The organism is Chitinophagaceae bacterium, from assembly GCA_007695095.1.
Lineage (GTDB): Bacteria > Bacteroidota > Bacteroidia > Chitinophagales > REEL01 > REEL01.
Genome location: REEL01000132.1, coordinates 1 through 25,283 on the forward strand (window position 1 = coordinate 1; position 25,283 = coordinate 25,283).

Annotated in this window: 17 protein-coding genes; 13 read left to right on the top strand and 4 right to left on the bottom strand. The window is 37.6% G+C overall.

What is annotated here, in order from left to right; genetic code table 11:
- The coding region (locus EA412_10575) for an amidohydrolase (GenBank protein TVR77591.1) at positions 1-1,317 on the top strand (1,317 nt) is incomplete at its 5' end.
- 442 nt (positions 1,318-1,759) lie between these two features.
- Here the strand turns inward: EA412_10575 and EA412_10580 are convergent.
- Positions 1,760-3,784, bottom strand: coding sequence for a hypothetical protein (locus EA412_10580; protein TVR77592.1), 2,025 nt, complete (start codon positions 3,782-3,784; stop codon positions 1,760-1,762).
- Between the two features lie 116 nt (positions 3,785-3,900).
- The gene (locus tag EA412_10585) at positions 3,901-5,673 is read right to left on the bottom strand and encodes a long-chain fatty acid--CoA ligase (protein TVR77593.1); all 1,773 of its coding nucleotides are present in this window, start codon (positions 5,671-5,673) and stop codon (positions 3,901-3,903) included.
- A 240-nt stretch (positions 5,674-5,913) separates the two neighbouring features.
- Here EA412_10585 and EA412_10590 point away from each other — a divergent pair, with 240 nt between their 5' ends.
- The gene (locus EA412_10590; GenBank protein TVR77594.1) at positions 5,914-7,092 is read left to right on the top strand and encodes a beta-ketoacyl synthase; all 1,179 of its coding nucleotides are present in this window, start codon (positions 5,914-5,916) and stop codon (positions 7,090-7,092) included.
- Between the two features lie 12 nt (positions 7,093-7,104).
- On the opposite strand, the gene chrA is transcribed toward EA412_10590, so the two are convergent.
- Positions 7,105-8,292, bottom strand: coding sequence for a chromate efflux transporter (gene chrA, locus EA412_10595; GenBank protein ID TVR77595.1), 1,188 nt, complete (start codon positions 8,290-8,292; stop codon positions 7,105-7,107).
- A 27-nt stretch (positions 8,293-8,319) separates the two neighbouring features.
- Positions 8,320-9,279 carry an isopenicillin N synthase family oxygenase gene (locus tag EA412_10600; protein TVR77596.1) on the bottom strand — a complete coding sequence of 320 codons (960 nt, stop codon included), beginning with the start codon at positions 9,277-9,279 and terminating at the stop codon, positions 8,320-8,322.
- A 234-nt stretch (positions 9,280-9,513) separates the two neighbouring features.
- Here EA412_10600 and EA412_10605 point away from each other — a divergent pair, with 234 nt between their 5' ends.
- The 11 genes from EA412_10605 to EA412_10655 all read left to right on the top strand — a co-directional run bounded on the left by EA412_10605 (position 9,514) and on the right by EA412_10655 (position 24,872).
- Positions 9,514-10,755: an insulinase family protein gene (locus EA412_10605; protein TVR77597.1), complete on the top strand. Its 1,242-nt coding sequence runs from the start codon at positions 9,514-9,516 to the stop codon at positions 10,753-10,755.
- A 2-nt stretch (positions 10,756-10,757) separates the two neighbouring features.
- Complete coding sequence (locus EA412_10610) at positions 10,758-12,038, top strand: insulinase family protein (protein ID TVR77598.1); 1,281 nt, start codon at positions 10,758-10,760, stop codon at positions 12,036-12,038.
- A gap of 19 nt (positions 12,039-12,057) precedes the next feature.
- Positions 12,058-13,863 (top strand): hypothetical protein, encoded by a 1,806-nt coding sequence (locus EA412_10615; GenBank protein TVR77599.1) that lies wholly within the window; start codon positions 12,058-12,060, stop codon positions 13,861-13,863.
- An 8-nt stretch (positions 13,864-13,871) separates the two neighbouring features.
- The gene (gene hflX / locus EA412_10620; protein ID TVR77600.1) at positions 13,872-15,053 is read left to right on the top strand and encodes a GTPase HflX; all 1,182 of its coding nucleotides are present in this window, start codon (positions 13,872-13,874) and stop codon (positions 15,051-15,053) included.
- A gap of 3 nt (positions 15,054-15,056) precedes the next feature.
- On the top strand, positions 15,057-17,189 hold the full coding sequence (locus EA412_10625) for a T9SS C-terminal target domain-containing protein (protein TVR77601.1): 2,133 nt from the start codon (positions 15,057-15,059) through the stop codon (positions 17,187-17,189).
- Between the two features lie 56 nt (positions 17,190-17,245).
- Entirely contained in the window at positions 17,246-18,973 is a 1,728-nt protein-coding gene (recJ, locus tag EA412_10630; protein TVR77602.1) for a single-stranded-DNA-specific exonuclease RecJ, read from the top strand.
- A complete protein-coding gene (gene lptB, locus EA412_10635) occupies positions 18,964-19,704 on the top strand; it encodes an LPS export ABC transporter ATP-binding protein (protein TVR77603.1) in 741 nt (246 codons plus the stop codon). Before recJ ends, lptB begins: the two co-directional genes overlap by 10 nt.
- Positions 19,705-19,725: 21 nt before the next feature.
- Positions 19,726-21,249: a hypothetical protein gene (locus EA412_10640; protein ID TVR77604.1), complete on the top strand. Its 1,524-nt coding sequence runs from the start codon at positions 19,726-19,728 to the stop codon at positions 21,247-21,249.
- A gap of 102 nt (positions 21,250-21,351) precedes the next feature.
- Positions 21,352-21,822, top strand: a complete 471-nt coding sequence (locus tag EA412_10645; protein TVR77605.1) for a DUF4442 domain-containing protein — start codon at positions 21,352-21,354, stop codon at positions 21,820-21,822.
- Between the two features lie 71 nt (positions 21,823-21,893).
- A complete protein-coding gene (locus EA412_10650) occupies positions 21,894-24,119 on the top strand; it encodes a hypothetical protein (GenBank protein TVR77606.1) in 2,226 nt (741 codons plus the stop codon).
- A gap of 12 nt (positions 24,120-24,131) precedes the next feature.
- On the top strand, positions 24,132-24,872 hold the full coding sequence (locus tag EA412_10655; GenBank protein ID TVR77607.1) for a hypothetical protein: 741 nt from the start codon (positions 24,132-24,134) through the stop codon (positions 24,870-24,872).
- Positions 24,873-25,283 lie beyond the last annotated feature (411 nt).

Below are 25,283 nucleotides of genomic sequence, written 5' to 3' on the forward strand. Positions count from 1 at the left end.
GAAAATGCAGATATACTGATTCGAAACGGGAAAATTGTTTCCGTTGGTCAAAATATTTCAGCGCCTTCAAATGCCATTACAATAAATGGAAGCGGAAAGCATGTAACACCCGGATTAATAGACGAACATTCACACATTGCGATAAGTCGCGGAGTTAATGAATGGACACAGTCGAGCACTGCGGAAGTAAGAATTGGAGATGTAATAAATTCTGAGGATATAAATATCTTTCGCCAATTGGGAGGAGGAGTTACGATGGCTCAGCTTTTACACGGTTCTGCAAATGCAATCGGCGGGCAAGCTCAATTGATAAAAATGCGCTGGGGCTCAACACCTGAAGAAATGAAAGTAGAAAATGCACCCGGCTATATTAAATTTGCTTTGGGAGAAAATGTAAAACAATCAAACTGGGGAGAAAGAAATACCATTAGATTTCCACAAACCAGAATGGGCGTTGAGCAGGTATATTATGATGCCTTCACCAGAGCTAAAGAATATCAGGAGGAGTGGAGCAACTTTAACAGCCTCAACAGAAGACAAAGAGCAAATACAACTCCTCCGAGAAGAAGCCTTGAGCTGGAAGCATTAAGTGAAATTTTAAATGAAGAACGATTTATATCCTGCCACTCTTATGTACAATCTGAAATTAATATGCTAATGAAAGCTGCGGAGGATTTGGGCTTTAGAGTTAGAATCTTTACCCATATTTTAGAGGGGTATAAAGTAGCAGATAAAATGAAAGAGCATGGAGCCGGCGGTTCCAGTTTTGCAGACTGGTGGTCATTTAAATTTGAAGTTATTGATGCAATCGCTCACAATGCGGCCATTATGAATGAAGTGGGGGTGATAACTGCCATAAACTCAGATGATGCAGAAATGGGAAGAAGGTTAAATCAGGAAGCTGCAAAAACAGTGAAATATGGTGGAGCTTCTGAAGAAGATGCATTAAAAATGGTGACACTAAACCCCGCAATCTTGCTTCAGGTTGATAATCAAACCGGCAGTTTGAAAGCCGGGAAAGATGCAGATATTGTTATATGGTCTGATCATCCTTTGTCTATTTATGCTGTTGCTGAAAAAACATTTGTAGACGGAAGACTCCTTTATGATAGAGAAAGATTACCGGATATATTAGAAAGTATTGAAGATGAAAGGCATCGATTATCAAAAAGAATGTTAGAAGCAAAAGCGAATGGGGAAAGAGTCAGACAGCCTCAAAAACAACATCAACATATTTATCATTGCGATGACATACATGACTATCGCTTTGAACACCATTTGCATGATCACGGGCATGGGCATGGACACGGACATTAGGCTTTAATGTGATTTTGGATAGGAGAAAACCTCCCCCTGCCTGTCATGCTGACGATAGGTAGCATCTCCGTATTTCCATTGAACCTGTTAATTAATGGGTAGACAGGTGGCTGAGCGGAGTCGAAGTCAGCGGACTTGAAAATATTAAAATATAACTTAAGAAAATAGGCTTTGAACATTGAATGCCAGCCGGAGAGAGTTTTACCCACATTATCCATTATCAATTTTTACTCCTTGGAATTTGGTCTCTTGGGTCTTGGTCTTCTTGGGACTTGCAAAGAATATTTTCCATCATAATTTTTACATAAACAGCTACCTTATTCCTTTCAGACTTTATAAACTTTCTACTTTCAACTTCTTCCCTTGAGACTTGGGTCTTTCACTTGCCTACTGCCTACTGCCGCTGCCTACTTTCCCTTGGGTCTTCTTTCCTCCCCCCTCTCTACTTTTTCCAAAGGCGTAATAGTAAAATTTCAAAAGCAAGAAAAAGCAGAGCAATAGCAATACACCATTTCCAAAAATCACTACCAAAGTTAAGGCTTACCATCGCCTTTTGAATTTCAGCGAATTTAGTAACCTCAAGAATTTCAAAATTTGTTTGCGGAAGATAATTTCTAAGCGTTGCAGCATCGACAAATGACATTTCGGATTCACTTCTGTCGTAGTTAAATGCCAGAACAGGACTTTCACTTTGCTCAGGGATATCCAACGAATAAAATCCGGCTTCCGGGAGATCTTCTTCCAGATATAAGCGTATTCTTGAAGCCGCAGGCATTTGACCCGGAATTATTTCATAATCATTGCCACTTAAACGAATTGCCCTTTCAGTATCCGTTAAGCCAACGTCTAAATCTATTGTTTTAGATTTTCCAATCACGTAAGAAGTCGGATATCTGTTTGTGCTGCCAAGGGCTGCGTTTATCATTAACGGAACTATAATTGCATGCTGCTGAAAATCAGTCCACTCCTGATGCAGAGGTACTGCCGATACATACAAATTCCCCAGTCCTTTTCTGAACTGACTTACGAAAGGCTCCCCTCTTCTAAATTCGAGAACCGGTATCTCGTTTGTCGCTGCCCGGCCAATAGTGTAGTGCTTATGAGCCGTTGGAAGTGAGATATTCTCCGGTACACTTTCAAAAACCTGCCTGAAAATATCACTTTCTGTATTTAAAACATTCACATTTCTGCGACTTTCAGAAATCGACTGAAAAGGCCGTGCCTCTAAACGTCTTAAAAACTGATTGTAAGCAGATAAGTCAATTTCCCGGGCCGGAAATAAAAATACATTCCCACCTTCATTAACAAAGGTTTCCAGCGCATTGGACAAACCTGTCGGAACACTGTTTAAATGTTCCAGCACTATGAAATCATATTGTTGTATAGTTGAATAATCGAGTTGCCTGACACCACGGTTATCCAGCTGAAAATAAGTCTCAGCAGTAAAGAGAGGAGATAAAAAACGACCGGGGTTGTTTTCATAAATTAGCAGTACATTGCTTCGGTCTTTTACATTGAAGCTAAAGTAATAATGATCGTCAAAATCGATTGGATAGTCATTAATCGATAAGCGTGCTTTGTGCCAGCCGGCTTCTTCCACCGTAAAGAAGACAGTATCTGTCAGGGTTCCGCTTCCTTCAATCCTAAAGTCACTAATCGCTTTTGTTTCATCATTTACAGACAGCGTTAGTCGGTTATTTCCGCTATCTCCTTCTCCATAGCGTCTGATTCTTACGATTACTTCAGCTGCCTCTCCCGGCCTTACTACCGGAGTATTCATCCATACCGTATCTATTAATATATTTGCAGCCTGTTCACTTTTAATGGGAATCAAATATACCCTGTGAGAAGTGTCTGAGACTTCCTCCACAAAACTTCGCTGAAAATCTGATAGAATAAATCTTTTATAACTTTCTGCACCACTAACAGAAAAAGCATCTGCTTGTCTGTTTAACACCTGCCCCAAGGTTCGGCTTACAGGCGTTATTTCAACCTCTTCCAGCAACTCTAAAAATTCATCTCTGCTTACAAATCGCTGATGACGCCCTTCAAAATCATTCGTCAGTAATTGAAAGCGGTCATTAGGACCGGATTCCAAAGCAATTTGCTCAGCACCGGCAACCGCTTCCTGAAATAGTGGTCTGTCAACTCCTTCTACCTGCATGCTAAAAGAGTTATCTACATATATGCTGATGTGATTTGAGCCGGTAGTGATTTCCGTATCATCTTCCGGTAAAAAAGGCTGGGCAAAGGCAAAAACCAAAAAGGCAACAGCCATTAATCTGGAAAACAAAACCAATAAATGCTTCACTTTTGAGCGGGCAGCTTTATCTTCTTTTATTTCTTTTAAAAAACGGGTATTTGAAAAATATATCGTTTTATATCTGCGAAAATTAAACAAATGTATGATAATGGGTATTGCTAATAACAAAAGAGCCCAAAGGAATGCAGGATATAAAAATTGCATGCTGATTTTTTAAAAACTTATTAACGTTATTTTATGAAACTAACAACGTGCACAAAGCGAAAAAGATTATAAAGTAAAAGCCTTTAGTTTTGCAAAAGGTCTCATATAAAGTTTTGTTAATTAGGGTTTTTGTAAATATTTTCTACTGTATCGGCATATTTTTCCATAATCACCTTTCGTTTTACCTTCATGGTGGGCGTGAGTTCCCCGCCTTCAACAGACCATTCCTCCGGCATTAAAACAAACTTTTTAATTTGCTCGACTCGCCCAAATTCAGGGTTGAAGCGGTCTACTTCCGTTTGAAAAAGAGAAATCACATCTGCATGCTCTACCATTTCTTTATGTGATTTGGCATTGACTCCATTTTTCATACACCAGTTTGATAGATTTATGAAAGAGGGTACTATCAAGGCTGATACAAAGTTTTTATTTTCTCCGATAACGATAATCTGCTCTATATAAATAGATTCTTTGAATTTATTTTCTACCACCTGAGGGGCAACGTATTTGCCTCCCGAAGTTTTAAACAACTCTTTAATTCTGTCCGTTATTTTTAAAAACTTTCCGTCAATCCACTCTCCTTTGTCCCCTGTGTGCAACCATCCATCTTTATCTATGGTTTCCGCAGTCAGGTCAGGGCGTTTGTAATAGCCCATCATCAAATTAGGTCCTCTGGCAAGAATTTCACCGGTTTCTTCGTCGATTTTTACTTCTACTCCCGGTATAGGAACGCCCACGGTAGATAAATTATAATCTCCTTCTTCAAAACGGTTAAAAGTGATTACCGGAGAAGATTCCGTTTGTCCGTAACCCTCCCTAACATGTATGCCGGCAGCATTAAAAACTCTGGCAAGCCTCGGCTGAAGCGCTGCTGCACCACTGCAAATTCCAATAATCTCCCCTCCCAAAGCTTCTTTCCATTTGCTAAAAATGAGTTTTCGGGCAATATTTAACTGGAAATTATACATATTGCTGTTGTTTCCTTTTTCATCAAACTCAAGACCCAATTCAAGTGCCCAGAAAAAAAGTTTCTTTTTAATGCCTGTCAATTCATTGCCCTTGGCAACAATTTTGTCGTAAACTTTTTCTAAAAGTCTTGGTACACTGGTAAAAAAATGAGGCTTAACTTCTTTTAAATTGTCTGCTATCGTTTCAAGATTTTCAGCATAATATACGGAAACACCTTTGTAGATATAGGTGTATAAAACCATTCTTTCAAAAATGTGACATAAAGGTAAAAAGCTGAGTGCTCTGTGTGCAGACTCTATCGGCAAACATTTTCCGGTTGACTCTATATTGCTAACTATATTGTAATGTGAAAGCATTACCCCCTTTGGAAGACCGGTAGTTCCGGAGGTATAAATAATTGTTGCCAAATCTTCAGAGGCTATAGTTGATTTTATGTTTTCTACTTCTGAAAGGTCAACATTCTTGCCCATTTCTGATAGTTTTGACCAGTGATCAGCACCTTCAATTTTATCAAAAGTAAAAATCCCTTTCAATGAGGGGATGTCGTTTTTTATGTTTTCAGCTTTTTGAAAAAGGTCTTCGTCAGAAACAAAAATCATTTTCACTTCCGAATCATTAAAGATAAATTTATAGTCAGACTCCGTAATTGTCGGATAAACAGGGACATTCACGGCACCTATTTGCAGCATAGCTAAATCTACAATATTCCATTCCGGGCGATTATTTGAAATCATAGCTATCTTATCGCCTTTTTGGATGCCGTATTTTAACAAGCCGACACTCAATTCATTTACCTTGTCGATTATATCAGCAGAAGTGAGCTTCACCCATTTTCCATCGATTTTAGAAACTAAAGCATCATCCTGTGGATAATTTTCTTTTTGGTGATAAATAGCGTCAAAAAGGCGTTTAAATTCCATGAGTTTCTATTTAGATAAATAAATTGTTTGTGAACATAAGATTAATGATGCTAAAGTTAAAATTTTTTTAAAAATTAGTTAATCCTGTATTTGTATTTCCTGTGATTTTCGGACGTTCAATTTCTTAAGTCCGGGCATTAAAAACAAGGTGAAATTTAAGCCTTCACAGTATTTATCTTTTCTCAATGGTTGAATTCAGCTTTGCAAACTGTATTTTTGCAGCATAATAAGTGCAAAAGTATGAATGAAGAGAAGGGGATATTTATAGAGGATTATTCATCCGTTTCCTGCCTTGGCAAAGACAAAGAAAGTGTTTACCTGAATTGGTTAACAGATAAAACCGGCATTATTTCCAAAAATTTTCCGGACAAAACCTATGCTGTAGCACCATTAAATGATGAAGTTGAAAAAGCAATATCAGCCTATATAGATAGTGACAAGACGCTTAAAAACATCGATCGGACAGCTGTTTTGGCAATGTACGCAGCAGAAAAACTAAAAGCATCCTGCCATACTTCCGACAAGCTGTGTATTAATATAGGTTCATCCAGAGGGGCAACGGCTGTTTTTGAGAAGTTATACAGGCAATTCATCAAGGATAAAAACTCTTTACCGCCTTATACTTCTCCACTTACAACCTTGGGAAATATATCGGGCTTTGTGCGTAAAGTTTTTGATAAAGAGGCTTTCATCTTTAGTCATTCTGTAACTTGCAGTACAGCTATGCAATCATTAGCGAATGGAGTGGCATGGCTGAAGTCAGAAATGGCAGATGTTTATATCGCCGGCGCCTCAGAGGCTCCCTTAACTCCTTTTACACTGGCACAAATGGATGCCCTGAAAATTTATTCTAAGCAACTGAATAATCCTTATCCCTGCAGGCCGCTTGAGTTTTTGGAAAACACTATGGTACTTGGAGAAGGGGCTTTTTTATTCAAACTAACTTACAGAAAGCCATCTGAAGTAGAAGGTTCTCCTGTGGAACTTTTATCGGTCGGTTACGCCTCCGAGGAGCCTCCGAATTTTAGTGGTATTCAGGATAGTGGAACGGCATTTAAAAAAAGCATGCTTATGGCGATGGAAAAACTACCAAAGGGAGAAAAACCTGATGCCATTTTATTGCATGCTCCCGGTACCATTAAAGGCGATAGAGCTGAAATGAATGCAATAGAGCATATTTTTGGCAATGAAAAACCACTTTTGATACCGTCAAAATGGAAAACCGGTCATTTATTGGGAGCGTCAGCAGCCATAAGTTTGGAATTAGCAATTCTAATGTTGCAAAAAGTTTTTATACCTTCTTTTCCATCTTATTTAACCAATGATAAAATTCTTTCAAAGCCAATCGAAAGTATAATGATTAATGCTGCAGGTTTTGGTGGGAATGCCGGTTCTGTAATTGTGAGAAAAAGACGGTAAAAAGTAAAAAAACTAAAATCCCCACTCCAAAATCAACCCGCCTATCAAAGCCATCACAATTAATAAAGGTGCGGGTAAGCGGGTGAATTGCAGCAATACAAAGGAAAGAGCAATTAGGAGAACATTTAGAAAATTTGTTTCCAATTCAAAAAACAGCAGAACGGCAGCAGAAATCACCAATCCGGAAGCAGCTGCATTTATTCCTTCCAGCGAGCGCACAACTACGGTAAATGTTTTCAGGTAATTCCAAAGTGGATAAGTAAAGAAAATCAATAAAGTTCCGGGTAAAAATATACCTACAGTTCCAATTACAGAGCCCAATAATTGCCAGCTCCAACTACCGTCATTCATCGCTAAACCTCCGGCAAATGCAGCAAAGGAAAAAACCGGACCCGGCATAGCCTGTGTAATTCCGTAGCCGGTCATAAACTCCTCGGCAGACATATACTCGCGGTGATTCACAAATTGCTCGAGCATCATCGGTATTAAAACCTGTCCGCCCCCAAAAATCAAACTGCCAAAACGATAAAAGTTTTCAAATAAAACAACCGGTTTATAATTTGTAAAAAGAGCTATTACACCGGTAAGTATAAAAATACCGGCAAAAATTTTCAGATAATTCCAGTTGGGTTTAATCGGTAATCGGGTTTCCTTATTTTGTCCTTTTTCCTTATTCGTCATATTGGTAAGGACCCCTCCAACGATTAAGCTTGCCGGAAACACCCATGGAGAGCTTAGTAAAAGGGCTGCTATTACTGAAATGGCAGTTATAAACCAGGCCATTTGCGTTTTGACAACCTTGCTGGTAATCTTAAAAGCTGCGTAAGAAACAAAACCTACCGCTACCGGATATATAAACTGCAGAAAGTCCAAAGACCACTGGTTTGCTTTAATATAGGTTATAAAAAAGGAAACTAAGGTCATAAAAGTAACCGCCGGCAAAAACCAAAAAAACAAAGTCAGCAATGCTATTCCCGGACCTCCTCTTTTCATTCCAATTGCTGTAATCGTTTGAGTAGAAGTGGGTCCCGGAAGCAATTGGCAAAGGGCAGTCAGCTCCACTAATTCTTTTTCAGTAAGATAATTCCTTTTTTCAACTAACCTTTCAAGCATCATGGCCAAATGACCCTGAGGGCCTCCAAAAGCAGTCAGAGAAAGAATAAAAACATCCCTGAGGAAAACAGCATTACGTTTTCTCATGTATTGGGGTTCTGTTCTATAAGAGACTTATTTTTTAAGTCCTATTTCAATTAGTCTTTGGTCCAGATATTCTCCTGCTGAAATTGGATCATAGGCTTTCGGATTGGAAGCATCTATACAATTATCTAAGCAATCTAAGCGCATTTCAGAACGTGGATGCAAGAAGAATGGAATAGAAAATCTGGATGTATGCCACTTTTCTCTTGGAGGATTTACTACCCTGTGAGTAGTTGAACGTAGTTTATTATTGGTAAGGCGTTGCAACATATCACCCACATTTACGATAATCGCTCCCGGCTTAGCCACAACATCCTGCCATTCCCCTTTTTTATTTAATAGCTGCAAGCCTTCAGCAGAAGCACCCACCAAGAGTGTGATTAAGTTTATATCTTCATGTTGCTCTGCACGTATAGCCGATTCAGGCTCAGAAGTTATTGGTGGATAGTGAATAGCTCTTAAAATGCTGTTGCCATTGAATATTTTATCGTCAAAATAATCAGCCTCCAGGTTGAGGTATTCAGCTATAGCAGTCAAAAGCTTATTCCCGGCATTTTCAAAGTTTTTATAAAGGGTAATACCGGTTTTGTTAAAATCAGGCATTTCTTCAACCTCTACGTTCGACGGATAATCTTTTCCAATTTCATCATCGCCTTCTATTTCCTGTCCAAACTGCCAGAATTCTTTTAAATCAGCTACATTGCTATGCTTAGCATGTTCTTTTCCAAAAGAGGTATATCCTCTCTGGCCTGAAAGTCCGGGAACTTCGTATTTCTTTTTAATTTCTGTAGGCAGGGCAAAAAACTTTTGCACTTTATCATAAAAAGAATCAATGAGGGCTTTGTCAATTCCATGATTTATAACAGAGACAAAGCCAACATCTTCGTAAGCATTTCCCAGCTTTTTTACAAAAGCCGCTTTTTGTTCAGGAGTTCCGTTTGTGTATTCACTTAAGTCAACTACCGGCACGATGTTATTATTTTCTTGCATTTTTTTGGTTTATAGGTTTAAAATATGATTATAAAAAGCTAATAATTTTTTTAAAATAAAAAGACCAATCGGGATTATTGTAAATTTGCCCTTTTAGGAATTCTCAAAGTTATAAAAATAAAACTATGTTTACGTTAATCATAATTTTTAATAAGAGAACCTGATTTAAAACTCGTTTATTTAAGGGCTTTTATTTCAAGCAAATCAAGAAAAAAACAATTTTTTAAAATTAATATGATAAAATATACAACTACCCGGCTACAAAATGGACTTACTTTAATCATACATGAAAACAGGACTTCACCGCTGGCCTTAGTGAATGTTTTGTATAAAGCAGGCTCAGCTCATGAAAATCCCCAAAAGACCGGTTATGCTCATTTACTGGAACATATAATGTTTTGTGGTTCAGAAAATATCGACGACTTTGATTATATAGTTCAAAAAGCCGGAGGAAATAATAATGCCTTTACCACGAGTGACTATACAAATTACTACATAAATCTTCCGGCGGATAATATAGAAACTGCCTTTTGGTTAGAGTCTGACAGAATGCGCTTTGCAGGTTTTAAAGAGGAAAGCGTGTTGGTTCAAAAGCAAGTCGTTATTGAGGAGTTTAAGGAAGGCTATATTAATCAACCTTATGGAGATATTTGGCATCTTATCAGTGAATTGGCATATAAAAAGCATCCTTACAGATGGCCGACTATCGGACTTAGTGTAGAACATATAGAAGAAGCTACGGTCAATGATCTGAAAAGCTTTTACAATAAGTTCTATCAGCCACAAAATGCCATACTTTCTATTTCTTCACCACTTATTACTGATAAAGTTATCCGTATGGCAGAAAAGTGGTTTGGGAGCCTGAAAAATACTAGTGAAAGCCCCGTAGTGAATTTGCCGGCAGAGCCAGTTCAGGAAAATGCCCGTTTTTTGGAAGTTGAAAGAGAAGTTCCGGCAGATATGATAATTAAATCTTTTCATATGGATAAAAGGCTTTCAGAAGAGTATTATTTCGGTGATATTTTGACTGATATATTATCTCAGGGGCAATCTGCCAGATTACATGAGCGCTTAGTTAAGCAAGAAAATATTTTTAGCCATATAGATGCATACGTAACAGGAACCAATGATCCCGGGCAAATAATTATTGAAGCCAGATTAAGCGATGGGATTAGTTTTAAAGAGGCTGATGCGAAAATTAACAAAGAGCTGGAAGAAATTGCAACAGCCGGGCCCGGTGAAAAAGAAGTGAAAAAAGCAGATAATCAAAAAAGAACCCAGCTGGCTTTTAATAATCAAAACATGTTTGAAAAAACGTTTCAGTTAGCCTATTTTGAAATGCTCGACAGCGCAGAGAGAATTAACCGCGAAATGGAGATTTATAAAGAGATAAAGCCACAAGACATAAAAACTACGGCCGAAAAAGTTTTTGATAAAAGAAACAGCTCTACGATTTTTTATAAAGCAAAAAACTAGGAATGCAAACAGATTTTAGAAGAAGTGCGCCCCAAATAAAGGAAGTTGAAAAGATATTTCATGAGGAAGTACAGGAAAAAGTTTTAGCAGAAAATACGGTTTTCAGTTATATAAACGATACAAATAACCCAACGGTTAAGCTATCCTTAAAACTAAATGCAGGAAGTTGGTTTGAGCATAAAAAACTGATAGCAACCACCTGTGCCAGATTAGCAAAATCAGGAACCATTAGTCAAAAATCCGCTCAAATTGCAGAAGCGATTGATTGCAGTGGAGGAAAGCTCATTTTTAATTGCATGGAAGACCATGCCTGGATAACCCTCAGATGTTTAAGTGAAAATTTACCGGAATTACTCGGAATTTTAAGTCAGTTGTTTAAAGAAAGCACTTTCCCTCAAACAGAATTGGATATACATAAGAAACATAGGCTACAGCAACTCAAGTTGAACAATAAAAAAACGGAATATCTGGCTCAAAAACATTTTTTTGCTTCCGTTTTTGGCTCGGAACACCCCTATGGCTTTTATACTGAGGCCGCATTTATAGATGCTTTAGAAAGAAAAGATTTGCTGGACTTTTTTGAAAGTAATTATACCAGGGAAAATCTTCAGATAATGGGGGTCGGTAATTTTAACGAACAATATTTCGGCGAAATAGAAAAATTGATTCAATCCGTTAAAAGTGGAGAGGGCGAAAAACAGAACTTTATGCATCCCATACAACCTGCTTTAAACAAAGAAATATTTATTCCTGTTAAAGATGCAGAACAGGTTTCGCTGGCAATGGGGAATAGATCTCCTCTCAGAAGCGATCCGGAGTATATTGATTACTCCATTATGATTGCTTTGTTGGGAGGCTATTTCGGTTCAAGATTGATGATGAACCTGAGAGAGAAAAAAGGTCTTACTTATGGTATTTATGCACAGATTCAAAATTATAAACATTCCGGTTGTTTAGTTATACAGGCAGAATTAAAAAAAGGTAGTGGTGAAAAAGCAATCGGGGAGGTCTTTTTTGAGATGGAAAGATTGAAACATGAATTGGTCTCAAATGAAGAACTAAGGAATCTTAAACAATATTTATCAGGCAATTTATTGTCTATGCTTGACGGAAAATTGCGACAATATGAAATGTTAAGACAGTTTAAAACGTTTGGATTAGACGAAGATTTTTTGTATCGTTACTTTAACCGTATTAAAAAGATTGAACCGGAGGACATTCAGCAACTGGCACTGAAATATCTGGATAAAAATAGTTTTTTCACGGTAATAAGCGGCGCCTAAACAAATTTATAATTTTAATATGTATCAACAATTTTTTATGAAATTTTATAATGCAGGACTTCTACTGCTTTTTACTGTAGTTTTTTGTTTTATTGGTGGAGTAAAACAACTATCGGCACAAACCATAATGGCTCCCGAAATTCTTTGCGTATCCACAGATGAAAACACCGGAGATGTAACAATCAGTTGGGAATTGCCAACCGACAACTGTGGCCCTTTTGAAGCGTATGTTTTATATGGTGCAACAAATATTAACGGCCCCTATCTGGTAATTGACACTATTTTTGATCCTTTACAGGAAGAATATGTGCACCTGAACGCCAATGCTACTATTTTAACCTGGTTTTATTATATGGAAACCCTGAGGGACTGTCCGGGCTTTGTTTCTTTGCAGTCAGATACAATTCAGGAAGAGGAGTTGATTACCCCGGAAATAGAATATGTAACTGTTACAGAAGATGGAATTGAGTTTTTCTGGGATGTAAGTCCCTCTACTCAAACGGAAGGTTATATTGTGTACTACTATGTAGGAGGAGGTTTTGCCAATATAATCGATACGGTTGACGGCAGGTTTAATAATAATTTCATAGACACAACAGCAGATCCGAATAGCGGGTCAGTTTCTTATACAGTAGCAACCTTGGGATGTAACCAAACGTCATTATTCAACCCCAGTTTTCACTCTACTGTTTATTTAGAGGCCGGTTTTCAAACTTGTGAAACGAATGTTGCACTTAACTGGACGCCCTATGAAGGTTGGGACAGTACTTTTTTAGAATATAGGGTTCTCTATTCTTCTGATGATATTGATTATGATGTAGGAGGAACTCTTACGAACACTGAGTTTGCGCTTCCTCTGAGTTTAGTGGAAGGGGATTCGGTTTGCGTATTTGTGGAGGCAGAAAATACACAGAATGGATTTATTTCAGCTTCTAATAAAGTTTGTTTAAATCTGGATCTAGTCAGACCGGTTGCTTATCAACACATGAGAAATGTAACAGTAAATGAAAATAATGAAGTTCTGATTGAGTGGTATCAAGATGGACAGGCAGATATTAATTCAATATCGGTTAACCGAAGTGACCAATCTACCGGGTTTAGTCCGATTTTTACAGAAACAGTAGTTCCCCCTTTAGATCCAATCGGCACTTTGACTGATACGGAGGTTAATGCTTCCCAAAGCAGTTATTATTATACCACAACTGTTCAGGATGATTGTGACAATACACTGAATAGCGGTTTCGCACGAACGATAAGACTTCAGGGTGAGGCTGCCAACAGTCAGAACAATTTGAACTGGAATGCTTTTGAGATGGAAAATGCAGTTATAAATCAATATGTTGTTTACCGCCTGGAAAACACCTTGCCGGTTCAAATTGGGACAACAGCTCCCGGGGAAAGGACTTTTTCAGAAATGGTGGAAGGAGATGATGTAACAGAAAGCGGTGCCTTTTGTTATGTCGTTAAAGCGGAGTATACCCTTGATATAGCGGACATAGCTGTTACCGAAAATCTTGAGTCGCGGTCAAATATTTTTTGTATTGACCAGGAATCTATAATTTACATGCCGAATGCATTTGTTCCCGGTGGAACTAATAACAGATTAGTTCCTGTTATAACATTTAACAGGCATCAAAGCTATGAATTTAAAGTGTTTGACCGTTGGGGAAAAGTATTGTTTCAAACCAATAACATTAACGTAGGTTGGGATGGAACGGCATCAGGAAGTGACTTGCCGCTTGGAGGATATGCCTATGTTGTCCGTTTGGTAAAAGAAAACGGGGATGTTTATGAGAAAAAAGGTACAGTAGTATTAGTGAGATAAAAAAATATATGATAGAAAATCAAAATACAGAAAAGGAAAAAGCAGTTTTGGTCGGTTTGGTTCATCAGCATCAAACAGAAGAGCAATTGACGGAATATTTAGATGAGCTTGCTTTTTTGGCTGAAACCGCCGGAGCAGTTACAAAAAAAACTTTTATACAAAAACTTCCACATCCGGATAAAAGAACTTTTGTAGGCAAGGGGAAATTAGAAGAGATTAAAGCATACATTGAAAAAAATGAAATAGACATATTAATTTTTGACGACGACCTAAATGGAAGTCAGCTAAGAAATTTAGAAAGAGAAATCAAATGCAAAATCATTGACAGAAGCCATTTAATTTTAGATATTTTTGCTCTGAGGGCAAGGACAGCTCAGGCAAAAACTCAGGTTGAACTGGCTCAGTTACAATATTTATTGCCCAGACTAAGAGGTATGTGGTCGCACCTTGAGCGACAAAAAGGGGGTATTGGATTGAGAGGACCCGGTGAAAAGGAAATAGAAACAGATAGAAGGGTGGTCAATGATAAAATAGCCAAGCTTAAGGAAAAGCTCTCTAAAATTGATAAACAAAACCTCACACGCAGAAAGCAACGTGAACAAATGATAAGAGTTGCTTTGGTAGGATATACAAATGTCGGTAAGTCAACGATAATGAATGCTTTGAGTAAATCAGAAGTTTTTGCCGAGAATAAACTTTTTGCGACACTGGACACGACTGTTCGTAAAATTGTTATCGAGAGAATGCCCTTTTTACTTTCTGATACAGTAGGATTTATAAGAAAATTGCCCCATCATTTAATTGAAAGTTTTAAAAGCACTTTGGATGAAGCCGGGGAATCCGATATTTTAATACATGTGGCAGACATTTCTCATCCGGCTCATGAAGACCAAATAAAAGTCGTAAACGAAACCTTACTTTCTTTGGGCATCAAAGACAAAACGGTAATGATGGTTTTTAACAAAATGGATCTTTACGAGCAAAAAAACTTTGATGAATACCTGAACGACGATATAAAAACCGAGATTAAAGAAAATATAAAAACAAAATGGGACACACTAAATCCTAATCAGTGTCTTTTTATTTCTGCTTTAAGCAAAAAAGATCTTAAGAAGCTCAAGAACGACCTCTATTATGAAGTTCGGAAATTGTATGAAGAAAGATATCCTTATATGGCTGAAAAGTTTTAAAAAATGAGTCTACAAAAAAGAATTTCTGTCTTCTGCACCCTTTTGCTAAGTGTAACTTTTCTGAGTACGGAAATTTTATATGCAAATTCAGGGCGAAATAAGGGAGAAGTGATTCTTCAATTGACCTCAGATAACATAAACCCTTTACTGGAAACTTTAAGTGCAGAAATGCCGGAAAGTAATTGGGAGCTAAAGCAAAAGTTAGTCCCTTCAATGCCTATTTGGTTGTTGGGCTTTGATGAAAGTAAAACCGATATAAATCAATTACTCTCAAAGCTTAATCGTAAAGAATCGGTGCTTTTTGCACAATGGAATCACCATGTTCACATAAGAGAGTTAATCCCGGACGATACATTATTTAATGCTCAGTGGAATTTAAAAAATACGGGACAGGGAAGTGGTATTCCCGGGGCAGATATAGATGCTGCCAGAGCCTGGTCAATCAGCAGCGGAGGCGTTGCACCTACCGGAGACACTATGGTTATTGCTATTATTGACGGGGGCGTGGATTTAAACCATCCGGACTTAAATATTTTCACAAACATGAATGAAATTCCAGGCACAGGGACAGATGTTGATTCTAACGGTTACATAGATGATTATAACGGCTGGAATGCTGCCTCTGAAAATGGGAATATACCTCCAAACTCTCACGGTACTCATGTTGCCGGAATTGCCGGAGCAATTGGCAATAACTTAACCGGGGTAGCCGGTGTCAGCTGGAATGCCAAGATATTACCGGTGGTTGTTCAAAATGTAGGAAATGAGGCTCAGGTCGTTGCTGCCTATGGGTATGTGTATGAGATGAGAAAGCTGTATAATGAAACCAATGGTGCTGCCGGCGCTTTTATCGTTTCAACCAATGCCTCTTTTGGAATAGATGGCGGCAATCCCTTAGATTATCCGATTTGGTGCAGCATGTATGATAGCCTTGGGAAATTAGGTATTTTAAATGCCGGAGCAACGGTTAATTTTGAAGCGAATATTGATGAACTTGGAGATATGCCAACAGCTTGCCCTTCACCCTGGTTAATTAGCGTTACCAACACCAACCGCATGGATCAAAAGAATGCCGGAGCCGGATATGGGCCAAATACTATTGATATTGGAGCTCCGGGAACAGGAATTTTGTCTACCCGGCCATTTGAAAATTACGGAAGTTCAACCGGCACTTCTATGGCAAGTCCGCATTTAGCCGGAGCTGTTCCACTTCTTTTATCAGCCGCTTGCGATTCCTTTTTTATAGCTTATCTGCAAAAACCGGACAGCATGGCGCTTATTGTAAAGGATGCTATCATTAAAGGCGTTGATATTATTCCGGACCTAGCCGAAAGAACGGTTTCCGGTGGTCGTCTGAATGTCTATAAATCTATGCTGAGAATAATTCATGAACATTGCAATGATTGTATGGATGGAACGATTGCCACTACTGCAACTCTATGCTCCGGAAGTTCTGACGGAACTGCTTTGTTTGAATTGACTTCAGGTAATAATGATGTGAGTGTTTTGTGGCCGGATAGTAGTGTTGCTTTTTTTAGAGATGATTTAGAAGCCGGAAGTTATATCGTCTGGGCAAGCGATACTGCCGGTTGTGAAAAAGCTTTTTTTGCAGAGATTCCGGGTCAGGAACCGCTTGAACTTAATTTTATAACAAACCCTTCCGTTGGGGGATATAATAACGGAACGGCAACAGCAATTGCATCCGGAGGTGTTGCTCCTTATGGATTTCAATGGAATGATGCAGCAAACAGCCAAACACAATCTGTTACTCAGCTTTTGTCAGGGATGTATGTCGTCACGGTAACAGATGATAATGAATGTGTATTTACCGATAGCGTATTTGTAGATAATATAAGCAGCATTATTGAAACTAAGAAAGCCTCACCGGAAGTTTTGATTTATCCGAATCCTTATAAAAATCCACCATTAACAGTAAGCTTTAACGCTGAAAATACCCATGAGCTTATTATTTTGCTAAAAAATGTAAATGGAAAAACTGTCTTTCGTCAAAAAGCCCTTTCACCGGATGGATCCACAGAGCTGTATTTACCTGAATTGCCCGCCGGTGTTTATTTCCTGCAAATACAGCAATCTGAATACAAACCTATCCTCAAAAAAATTGTAATTTTACCCTGACAGAGGCTTCATCCAAGTAAATATTATTAAATTTACACAGCTCAAAAAACAGAACCATGCAATTACCGGAAAAAAAATGGATTTTAACTCCGGCAGACAAGGAGAAGGTTGCTTCATTGAAAAATGAGTTAAAAGTAAGTGAGGAGATTTGTACATTACTGGTACAGCGGGATATATATACTTTCGACTCGGCAAAGGACTTTTTCAGACCTGAGCTCAGTCATTTGCACAACCCTTTTCTGATGAAAGACATGGACAAAGCTGTTGACAGAATTTTGGAGGCTATTTCTCAAAATCAAAAAGTTTTGGTTTACGGAGATTATGATGTTGATGGTACCACAGCCGTGACGCTTATGTACGACTTTTTAAGCCACGCTATTCAAAATCTGGACTTTTATATTCCGAACCGATATAAAGAAGGTTATGGCATTTCTACCGCCGGAATTGAGTTTGCCTCCCGGGAAGGCTTTCATTTAGTTATCGCATTAGATTGCGGAATAAAAGCCGTTGAAAAAATTAAATATGCAAAAGAGCTGGGCGTAGATTTTATAATCTGTGACCATCACCTGCCCGGAGAGGAATTGCCCCCGGCTCATGCAGTTCTGGATCCAAAACAAAGTGATTGTAACTATCCCTATAAAGAATTAAGCGGTTGCGGAGTTGGCTTTAAACTCATTCAGGCACTGAAAGCAAAAACAAACAATCCCGCTTTCCCAGACCCTTGTGATTATCTTGACTTACTGGCTATAAGTATTGGTTGCGACATAGTGCCCATTACAGGCGAGAACAGAGTTTTAGCTTATTATGGACTGCAAAAAATTAATGAAAGTCCGCGAAAGGGCGTAGAAGCAATACTAAAGACCGGCAGCATAAAAAAAGAAATCACTATCATGGATTTAGTATTTGTGATAGGTCCTCGTATTAATGCAGCAGGCAGGATTGCAGATGCTAAAAATGCAGTCTATACTTTGCTTTCCAAAAATGTAGAAACGGCAAATGACGAGGCAAAAATTTTGAATAAAAGAAATACAAACCGAAAAGAATTAGATAAACAAATTACAGAATCAGCAACGCAGTTAATTTTGAATGACCCTGAATATCCCGCTAAAAAAACTACGCTTGTTTTTCATCCGGAATGGCACAAAGGAGTTATCGGCATTGTAGCATCCAGATTAGTTGAGCGCTTCTACAGGCCAACAATAGTCTTTACGGAATCAAACGATATGATAACTGCTTCTGCCCGTTCAATAGAAGGCTTTAATATACATGATGCGATTAAAAAAGCTTCCGGGAATCTTGAGCAGTTTGGGGGGCATTTTTATGCTGCCGGATTATCATTGAAAAAAGAAAATTTGCAAGCCTTTATGGAAGAATTTGAAAGAATTGTAGCAGAAACTATTACTGAAGAGCAATTGATACCGAGAGTGAAAATTGATGCAGAGCTTGACTTTCAAAGAATAAACCCTAAGTTTTTACAAACCATTAATCAGTTTGCTCCTTTTGGTCCGGGCAATATGCGGCCAATTTTTGTGAGCAAAGCCCTTCATAAATACGGCAACTACCGAATTGTTGGCGACCACCATTTAAAAATCACTTTTAAAGCAGAAAAAACGGCGGCGATTCCGGCTATAGGCTTTAATTTAGCAGAAAAAGCAGGTTATCTTGGCGAGACAGAAATGTATGATATTTGCTATTGTTTATCAGAAAACGAATGGCAGGGTGTGAAAAGTCTGCAACTGGAATTGAAAGATCTTAAAAAAAGCAGTTTAGCCGTATGGAATTAAGAGCTGAAAACCTGGCAAAAAGCTATAAAGGCAGAAAAGTAGTTGATAATGTTTCAGTCAATGTGAAACAGGGCGAAATTGTAGGCTTACTGGGACCGAATGGAGCCGGAAAAACAACCAGTTTTTACATGATAGTGGGGCTCATAACTCCGGATGAAGGGGAAGTATATCTGGACAGACAAAATATCAAAAAGCTCCCAATGTATAAACGGGCCCGACTGGGAGTTGGTTATTTGCCACAGGAAGCGTCTATTTTTCGAAAAATGTCAGTTGAAGACAACATCACATCGGTACTTGAAATGACTAATTTGAGCAAAAAGGAACAAAGAGATAAAATGGAAAGCCTGCTCGAAGAATTTGGTTTAAATCATGTGCGCAAAAGTCCGGGGGATGTGCTTTCAGGAGGCGAACGCAGACGAACAGAAATTGCCAGAGCGCTTGCTGTAGACCCTAAATTTATTTTACTTGATGAGCCCTTTGCGGGAATTGATCCCATAGCAGTAGAAGATATACAGCAAGTAGTGGAGAAGTTGAAATTTAGAAATATCGGAATTTTAATTACAGATCATAATGTGCAGGAAACTCTATCTATAACAGATAGAGCATACCTCCTGTTTGAAGGTAAAATTTTAAAAGCCGGAACGCCCGAAGAGCTGGCAGCTGATGAGCAGGTACGAACGTATTATTTAGGAAAAAACTTTGAGCTAAAGAAAAAAAGAAGGGATAATTAATAACACTCAGAATAAAAACTTATGCATCTTTTTAATAGTTTGTTGACGTGGTTTGTGAAACATCGGATTGAACAAATTGAAAGCTTTACCAGGCATCCTGTAGAAACTCAAACAGATGTTTTCCAATATCTCATTCAAAAAGGGGTGAATACAGAATTCGGAAAGGAGCATAAGTTTAAAAAAATAAAAAGCATAAAAGATTTTCAGGAAGCCGTTCCCATCAGGGATTATGAAAGTATAAAAGTTTATATTGAGCGAACCATGAAAGGGGAGGAAAACGTCTTATGGCCTTCAAAAATCAGTTGGTTTGCAAAATCTTCCGGAACGACAAGCGATAAAAGTAAGTTTATCCCTATTACTAAAGAAGGGCTGGATGATTGCCACTACAAAGGTGGCAAGGACTTAATAGCTGTGTATTGCAATAATTATGAAGACACAAAACTATTTACCGGAAAAGGGCTGATTATGGGTGGCAGCAATCAAATAAATCAGTTGAATGAAAACTCAAGATATGGAGATATTTCAGCTGTGATGATGCAAAACATGCCTTTTTTAGCTTCCTTGATACGTACCCCGGAGCTTTCCATAGCCCTCATGGATGATTGGGAAGAAAAAATACAGCTCATAGCTGAAACAACCTCTAAGCAAAATGTAACGCATTTAGTAGGCGTCCCGACCTGGACAATCGTGCTCATCAATCGTTTGTTTGAAATGCATAAAATTGACAATCTACTGGACCTTTGGCCGAACCTGGAACTTTATATCCATGGAGGAGTCAGCTTCTCACCTTACAGGGAACAGTTTAAGCAGTTAATTCCATCAAAAGATATGCATTATATGGAGACCTATAATGCCTCCGAAGGTTTTATCGCTATTCAAAACGATCCGAATGAAAATGATTTGCTGCTGATGCTGGACTATGGGATCTTTTATGAGTTTGTTCCTATGAGCGAACTGAAGAATGAAAAACCTAAAGCATATACACTCGATCAGGTAGAAAAAGATGTAAACTATGCCTTAGTGCTATCCTCCAATTGTGGATTGTGGCGATATCTGATTGGGGATACCGTTAAATTTACAAATTTGAATCCTTTCAAAATTAAGATTACCGGTCGTACCAAACACTTTATAAATGCTTTTGGAGAAGAGGTTATGGTAGATAATACCGATGAAGCACTGGCAAAAACATGCAAACAAACCTCAAGCAATGTATCTGATTATACTGTTGCCCCGGTATATTTTTCAGAAGGAAGTAACGGAAGCCATGAATGGTTAATAGAATTTAAAAAAATCCCGGAAAATAAGGATGAATTTGTACGCATTTTGGATAAACATTTACAAACGGTAAACTCTGATTACGAAGCAAAACGATTTAAAGACATGGCACTTTTGTTGCCCAAAGTGCACTTCTTATCTGAAGGAACATTTAATGATTGGCTCAAGTCCAAAGGCAAGCTGGGCGGCCAAAATAAAGTACCTCGTTTATCCAATAACCGTGAACTTATTGATGAAATCCTAAAGTTTATTCAGCAAACAAGTGCTTAATTTTTTATAGTAAGGGTTTATTTTTTTTAATCAAAAAAACATCACAAAAAGCTTCCTCAAAACCAATGGTGTATTCCGCAAAAAGAATTTAAAAAATTGTAAATGGACAAACGTGTAAAAAGGTATAAGAGGTTAATTCGCTTGATTAACTTTTACCCGCCTTATATTGGTGCCGGAATACGGTTAAAAGAAATAAATGATGATTGCACGCGTCTGGTTGTGCAAATGAAACTGAGGTGGTGGAACAAAAATATGGTAGGTACTCATTTTGGCGGATCACTTTATTCAATGTGTGACCCCTTTTTTATGTTTATCTTAATGGTGAACCTTGGGGAAAACTATATAGTATGGGATAAAACCGGCTATATAGACTTTAAAAAACCCGGTAAGGGAAAGGTAACTGCAGTATTTAGTATGAGTCAGGATGAAATTTCAGCTGTGAAAAAAAGAGTAGAAGCTGACGGAAAGACTATAGTCGAATTACCATGTAAAATAACAGACGAACAAGGCGAAACAGTAGCAGAATTAAATAAGGGAATTTATGTGCGTTTAAAAGAAATGTCAAAAAAATAAAATTAAGAATTTGTTTTTTGCATTATGTTTTTTTTAATTTAGATGCATCAACTCCAATTTAATTTCAAATCATGAATAAATTCATTGTTTTATTTATATTTTTTTTGATGGGATATTACTGTCTGAAAGCAGATAATATTTTCCAAAATTACCAACCCATTGAAAGTTCAGGTTTTATACCGGAACATCTGATTACCAGGTCTTCCGAGAGATATCGACAGCGTTTGGAAGAAATTGATGCAGAAGACAGAAGAAGTAGGCGAGCCGAAGCGCGTTTTGCATTATCTTCCAGTTTTGTGGTCGATCGCTTGCTCAGAAATGGGCAATTACTATTCAATGACACTCTGACTTCGTATGTCAACAGAGTTACAGATATTGTATTACAAGATAATCCTGATTTAAGGGAGGAGATAACCGTTTATGTGGTAAAAAATCCGACTGTTAATGCATTTGCCAGTGGCGACGGATTTGTTTTAATATGTATGGGCTTACTGGCTCAGGTTGAAAATGAAGCTCAGCTTGCCTTTATAATCGGGCATGAAATCACCCATTATAAAAAAGAACACTCCATGAATCGTTTCAAAAAAGTTGAAGGAGTAAATCGTGGCAGAGGTGTCTTGAGGAACCCGGGCAATCAAAATAATTTATTAGACATACATGCTTTTTCCAGAGATATGGAAATGGAAGCTGATGAAATAGGCTTGGATTTTTTAAGAAATACTGATTATGATTTGTGGGAAGCAGAAAAGGTTTTCGATGTATTACACTATTCATACCTTCCGTTTAACGAAAAAGTTTTTGATCCTTCTTTTATTGTTTCCGGGGCTTCTAACATTCCAAACACATTTTTAACTGACGAACTAAATGAAATACGGGTTGACAGAGAGGCTTATGACGATACAGAGTCTACACACCCAAGTACTGCCCAAAGAAAATCACTTATTATCAGGCTTATTGAAAGAATGGAAAGGGAAAATGGCACCAATGCCAGAAAGCCTTTTATACTTCCCGAGGAGGATTTTCGCTATATTCAAAATATTGCCCGATTTGAGCAGACCTATGCTTACACCAAGCAGGGGGACTATATGAAAGCCTTATACAATGTTTATTTATTAGAAGATGAATTTCCGGATAATTTGTTTTTGAACCGGATAAAAGCAGAATGTTTGTATACGATTTCAAAATTTATCAACAGAAATAAAGCCAGAGATGTCTTGCCGAGACACAATCGTATAGAGGGGCAAAGTCACCAAATGTATTATATGCTCAATCAGATGAGAGATGAAGATATAAACATTTTTGCTCTGGCGAATATTTATGAAAGCCATTTGAAATTTCCTGACGAAAAGCTGTTTAAGCTTTATTCTGAAGAATTGATGGAAGATTTGTTTGTATATCATGATATTTCAGCCGGTTCATTTTCAACTGAGGCTCCGGAGATTAAGGCAGAAGAAGAAAAAGAAACAGAAGTGGAAGAGGAGCAGGAAGAAGACCGGTCAAAATATGAAAGAATTAGAAGATTGAGAAGTGAGAGGATAAGTGAAGGAGAAGATTCTTACAACAGATATGCGTTTACAGACATCTATAGTAAAGATCCGGATTTTTTCTTAAAACTGGAAAGAGCATATCTTCTCAGTAAAGAAATTGAAAAAGAAGCTATTGATGGAGAAAAAGATGAGAGCCGTTTAGTAGAGAATAAGTCAAGTGGAGTTAAGAAAATAGTAGAATTAGACCCTATGTACTTTAGAATTGACGCAAGAAGGTCTTTGCAAATGGATTATTTAGGAGCAGAACAACGCGAATCATTTATAGAAAGAGAGGTTAATTCAATTGCACGCTCATTAAATGTGGAAGTAAACCATTTGAGAACTACAAACTTAGACAAAGATGACGTTGATAAATTTAATGATATAGCCTTTTTGAAAAGTTGGTATGGAGCAAGAATTGCAAACTCAACTGAAGTCCCAATCCTATCAGCAGATATAGACAGAATAGACGGATTGATTGAAACTTATGGAACGCAGTATTTCAGCTGGAGAGGATTAATAACATTAAGAGAAAGACATCAGATTAACTCAGCTTTATTACTTTCCGGTTGTTTACTTCCTCCGCTTTTACCTTATGCATTAGTAGAAACAATTTCACCTTCCATCAGCTCATTGTATTTCAATATTGTTTTCGATATTAAATCAGGAGATGTAGCTCATTTATATGTTACAGAGTTTGGTTATAGTGACTCAAATGTTTTTTTGAAGTCTAAAATATATGACAACATCTATCTTATGAGTAGAAATTAATAAAATAAACGTATGAAAAATATTTCTTGGATTCTTCTTTTTTTCTTTCTGACGCATTTAGCAAATGATGCGGAGGCTTCCGCCCCCGGCTATTTAGGAAAGAACTTTTCCATTGCATATAAAGGAGCTGCTAACCCTATTTTTTTGAATGAGTCAAAAAATAAAGTAAAAGGTCGAGTTAGATTTGATGTAAATTTCTTTCATAATTTTCAGTTAGAATATTCTATTAGCAGAAGACGGTCATTAAGTTTGCAATATGAAAGAAGCAGAGCGGGCTTTACCGGTACACTTAAACCCATAGGCTCTAACCAGAGTGATGATGAGCAGTGGTATTTTTTAAATTATAGAAAGAATTCGTTTTCGTTCAATGCAAATACCTCTTTAAGAGGAGCTATTTCTCCTATTGGTTCTTACACAAGTTTAGGGTTTTATATCTCCAGATTAACAACAATTGATCCTCCGGAAGGCTCACCCAATGCTGATATCTTTGAAAGCTCTAATTATGGGTTTTACAGGTACCCTCAGATTTGGGATTATGGCATTAAATTTTCTTATGGCAGGAAATTTCCTTTAGCCAAAATAATTTTATTAGATGTTGGAGTAGAAACTAATTTAATTAGCAGGAGTTTAGTTGTTTCTGTTTTTGGCGATGAGTTCACTCAACTTGAAGGGGCCGGTTATGATCTTTTAATTAGAGACTATATGCATGGAATCTTTAAGATTTATGCCGGCATTCACTTTTTAGCATTTTAGAGAAATAAGCTTTTAGCGTTCATTTATTGTTAAAAATGAATTTCCCTGTTTAGTGTTGATTGTTTTTATAAGAAAAAGGGAGTGCTTACGGCCTCTCAACAACGTCATTGTAAACTTCAATATAAGATACGTGAGGGTATGCTTGAAGTATAAAAATCGTAAGGCATTAAAAATACTTTTGTAACCCTTGTTTATTTAAAAACAGTACATTTTCTCCCTGTGAAGTCTACAGTTGAAAGACACCTCTTGGCCACTCTTAGTGACTAAAAACGTTCTAACTTTTTTGGAAAAAAGTCTACAAAAAATATCGCAGGGGAATCCTTCCTTGATTTGTTATCTTATTGCGTACTAAAAATTTTAAATTTCATCTAAATACATTATATGCGATTTAGGTGAAATGTTATTTGTATT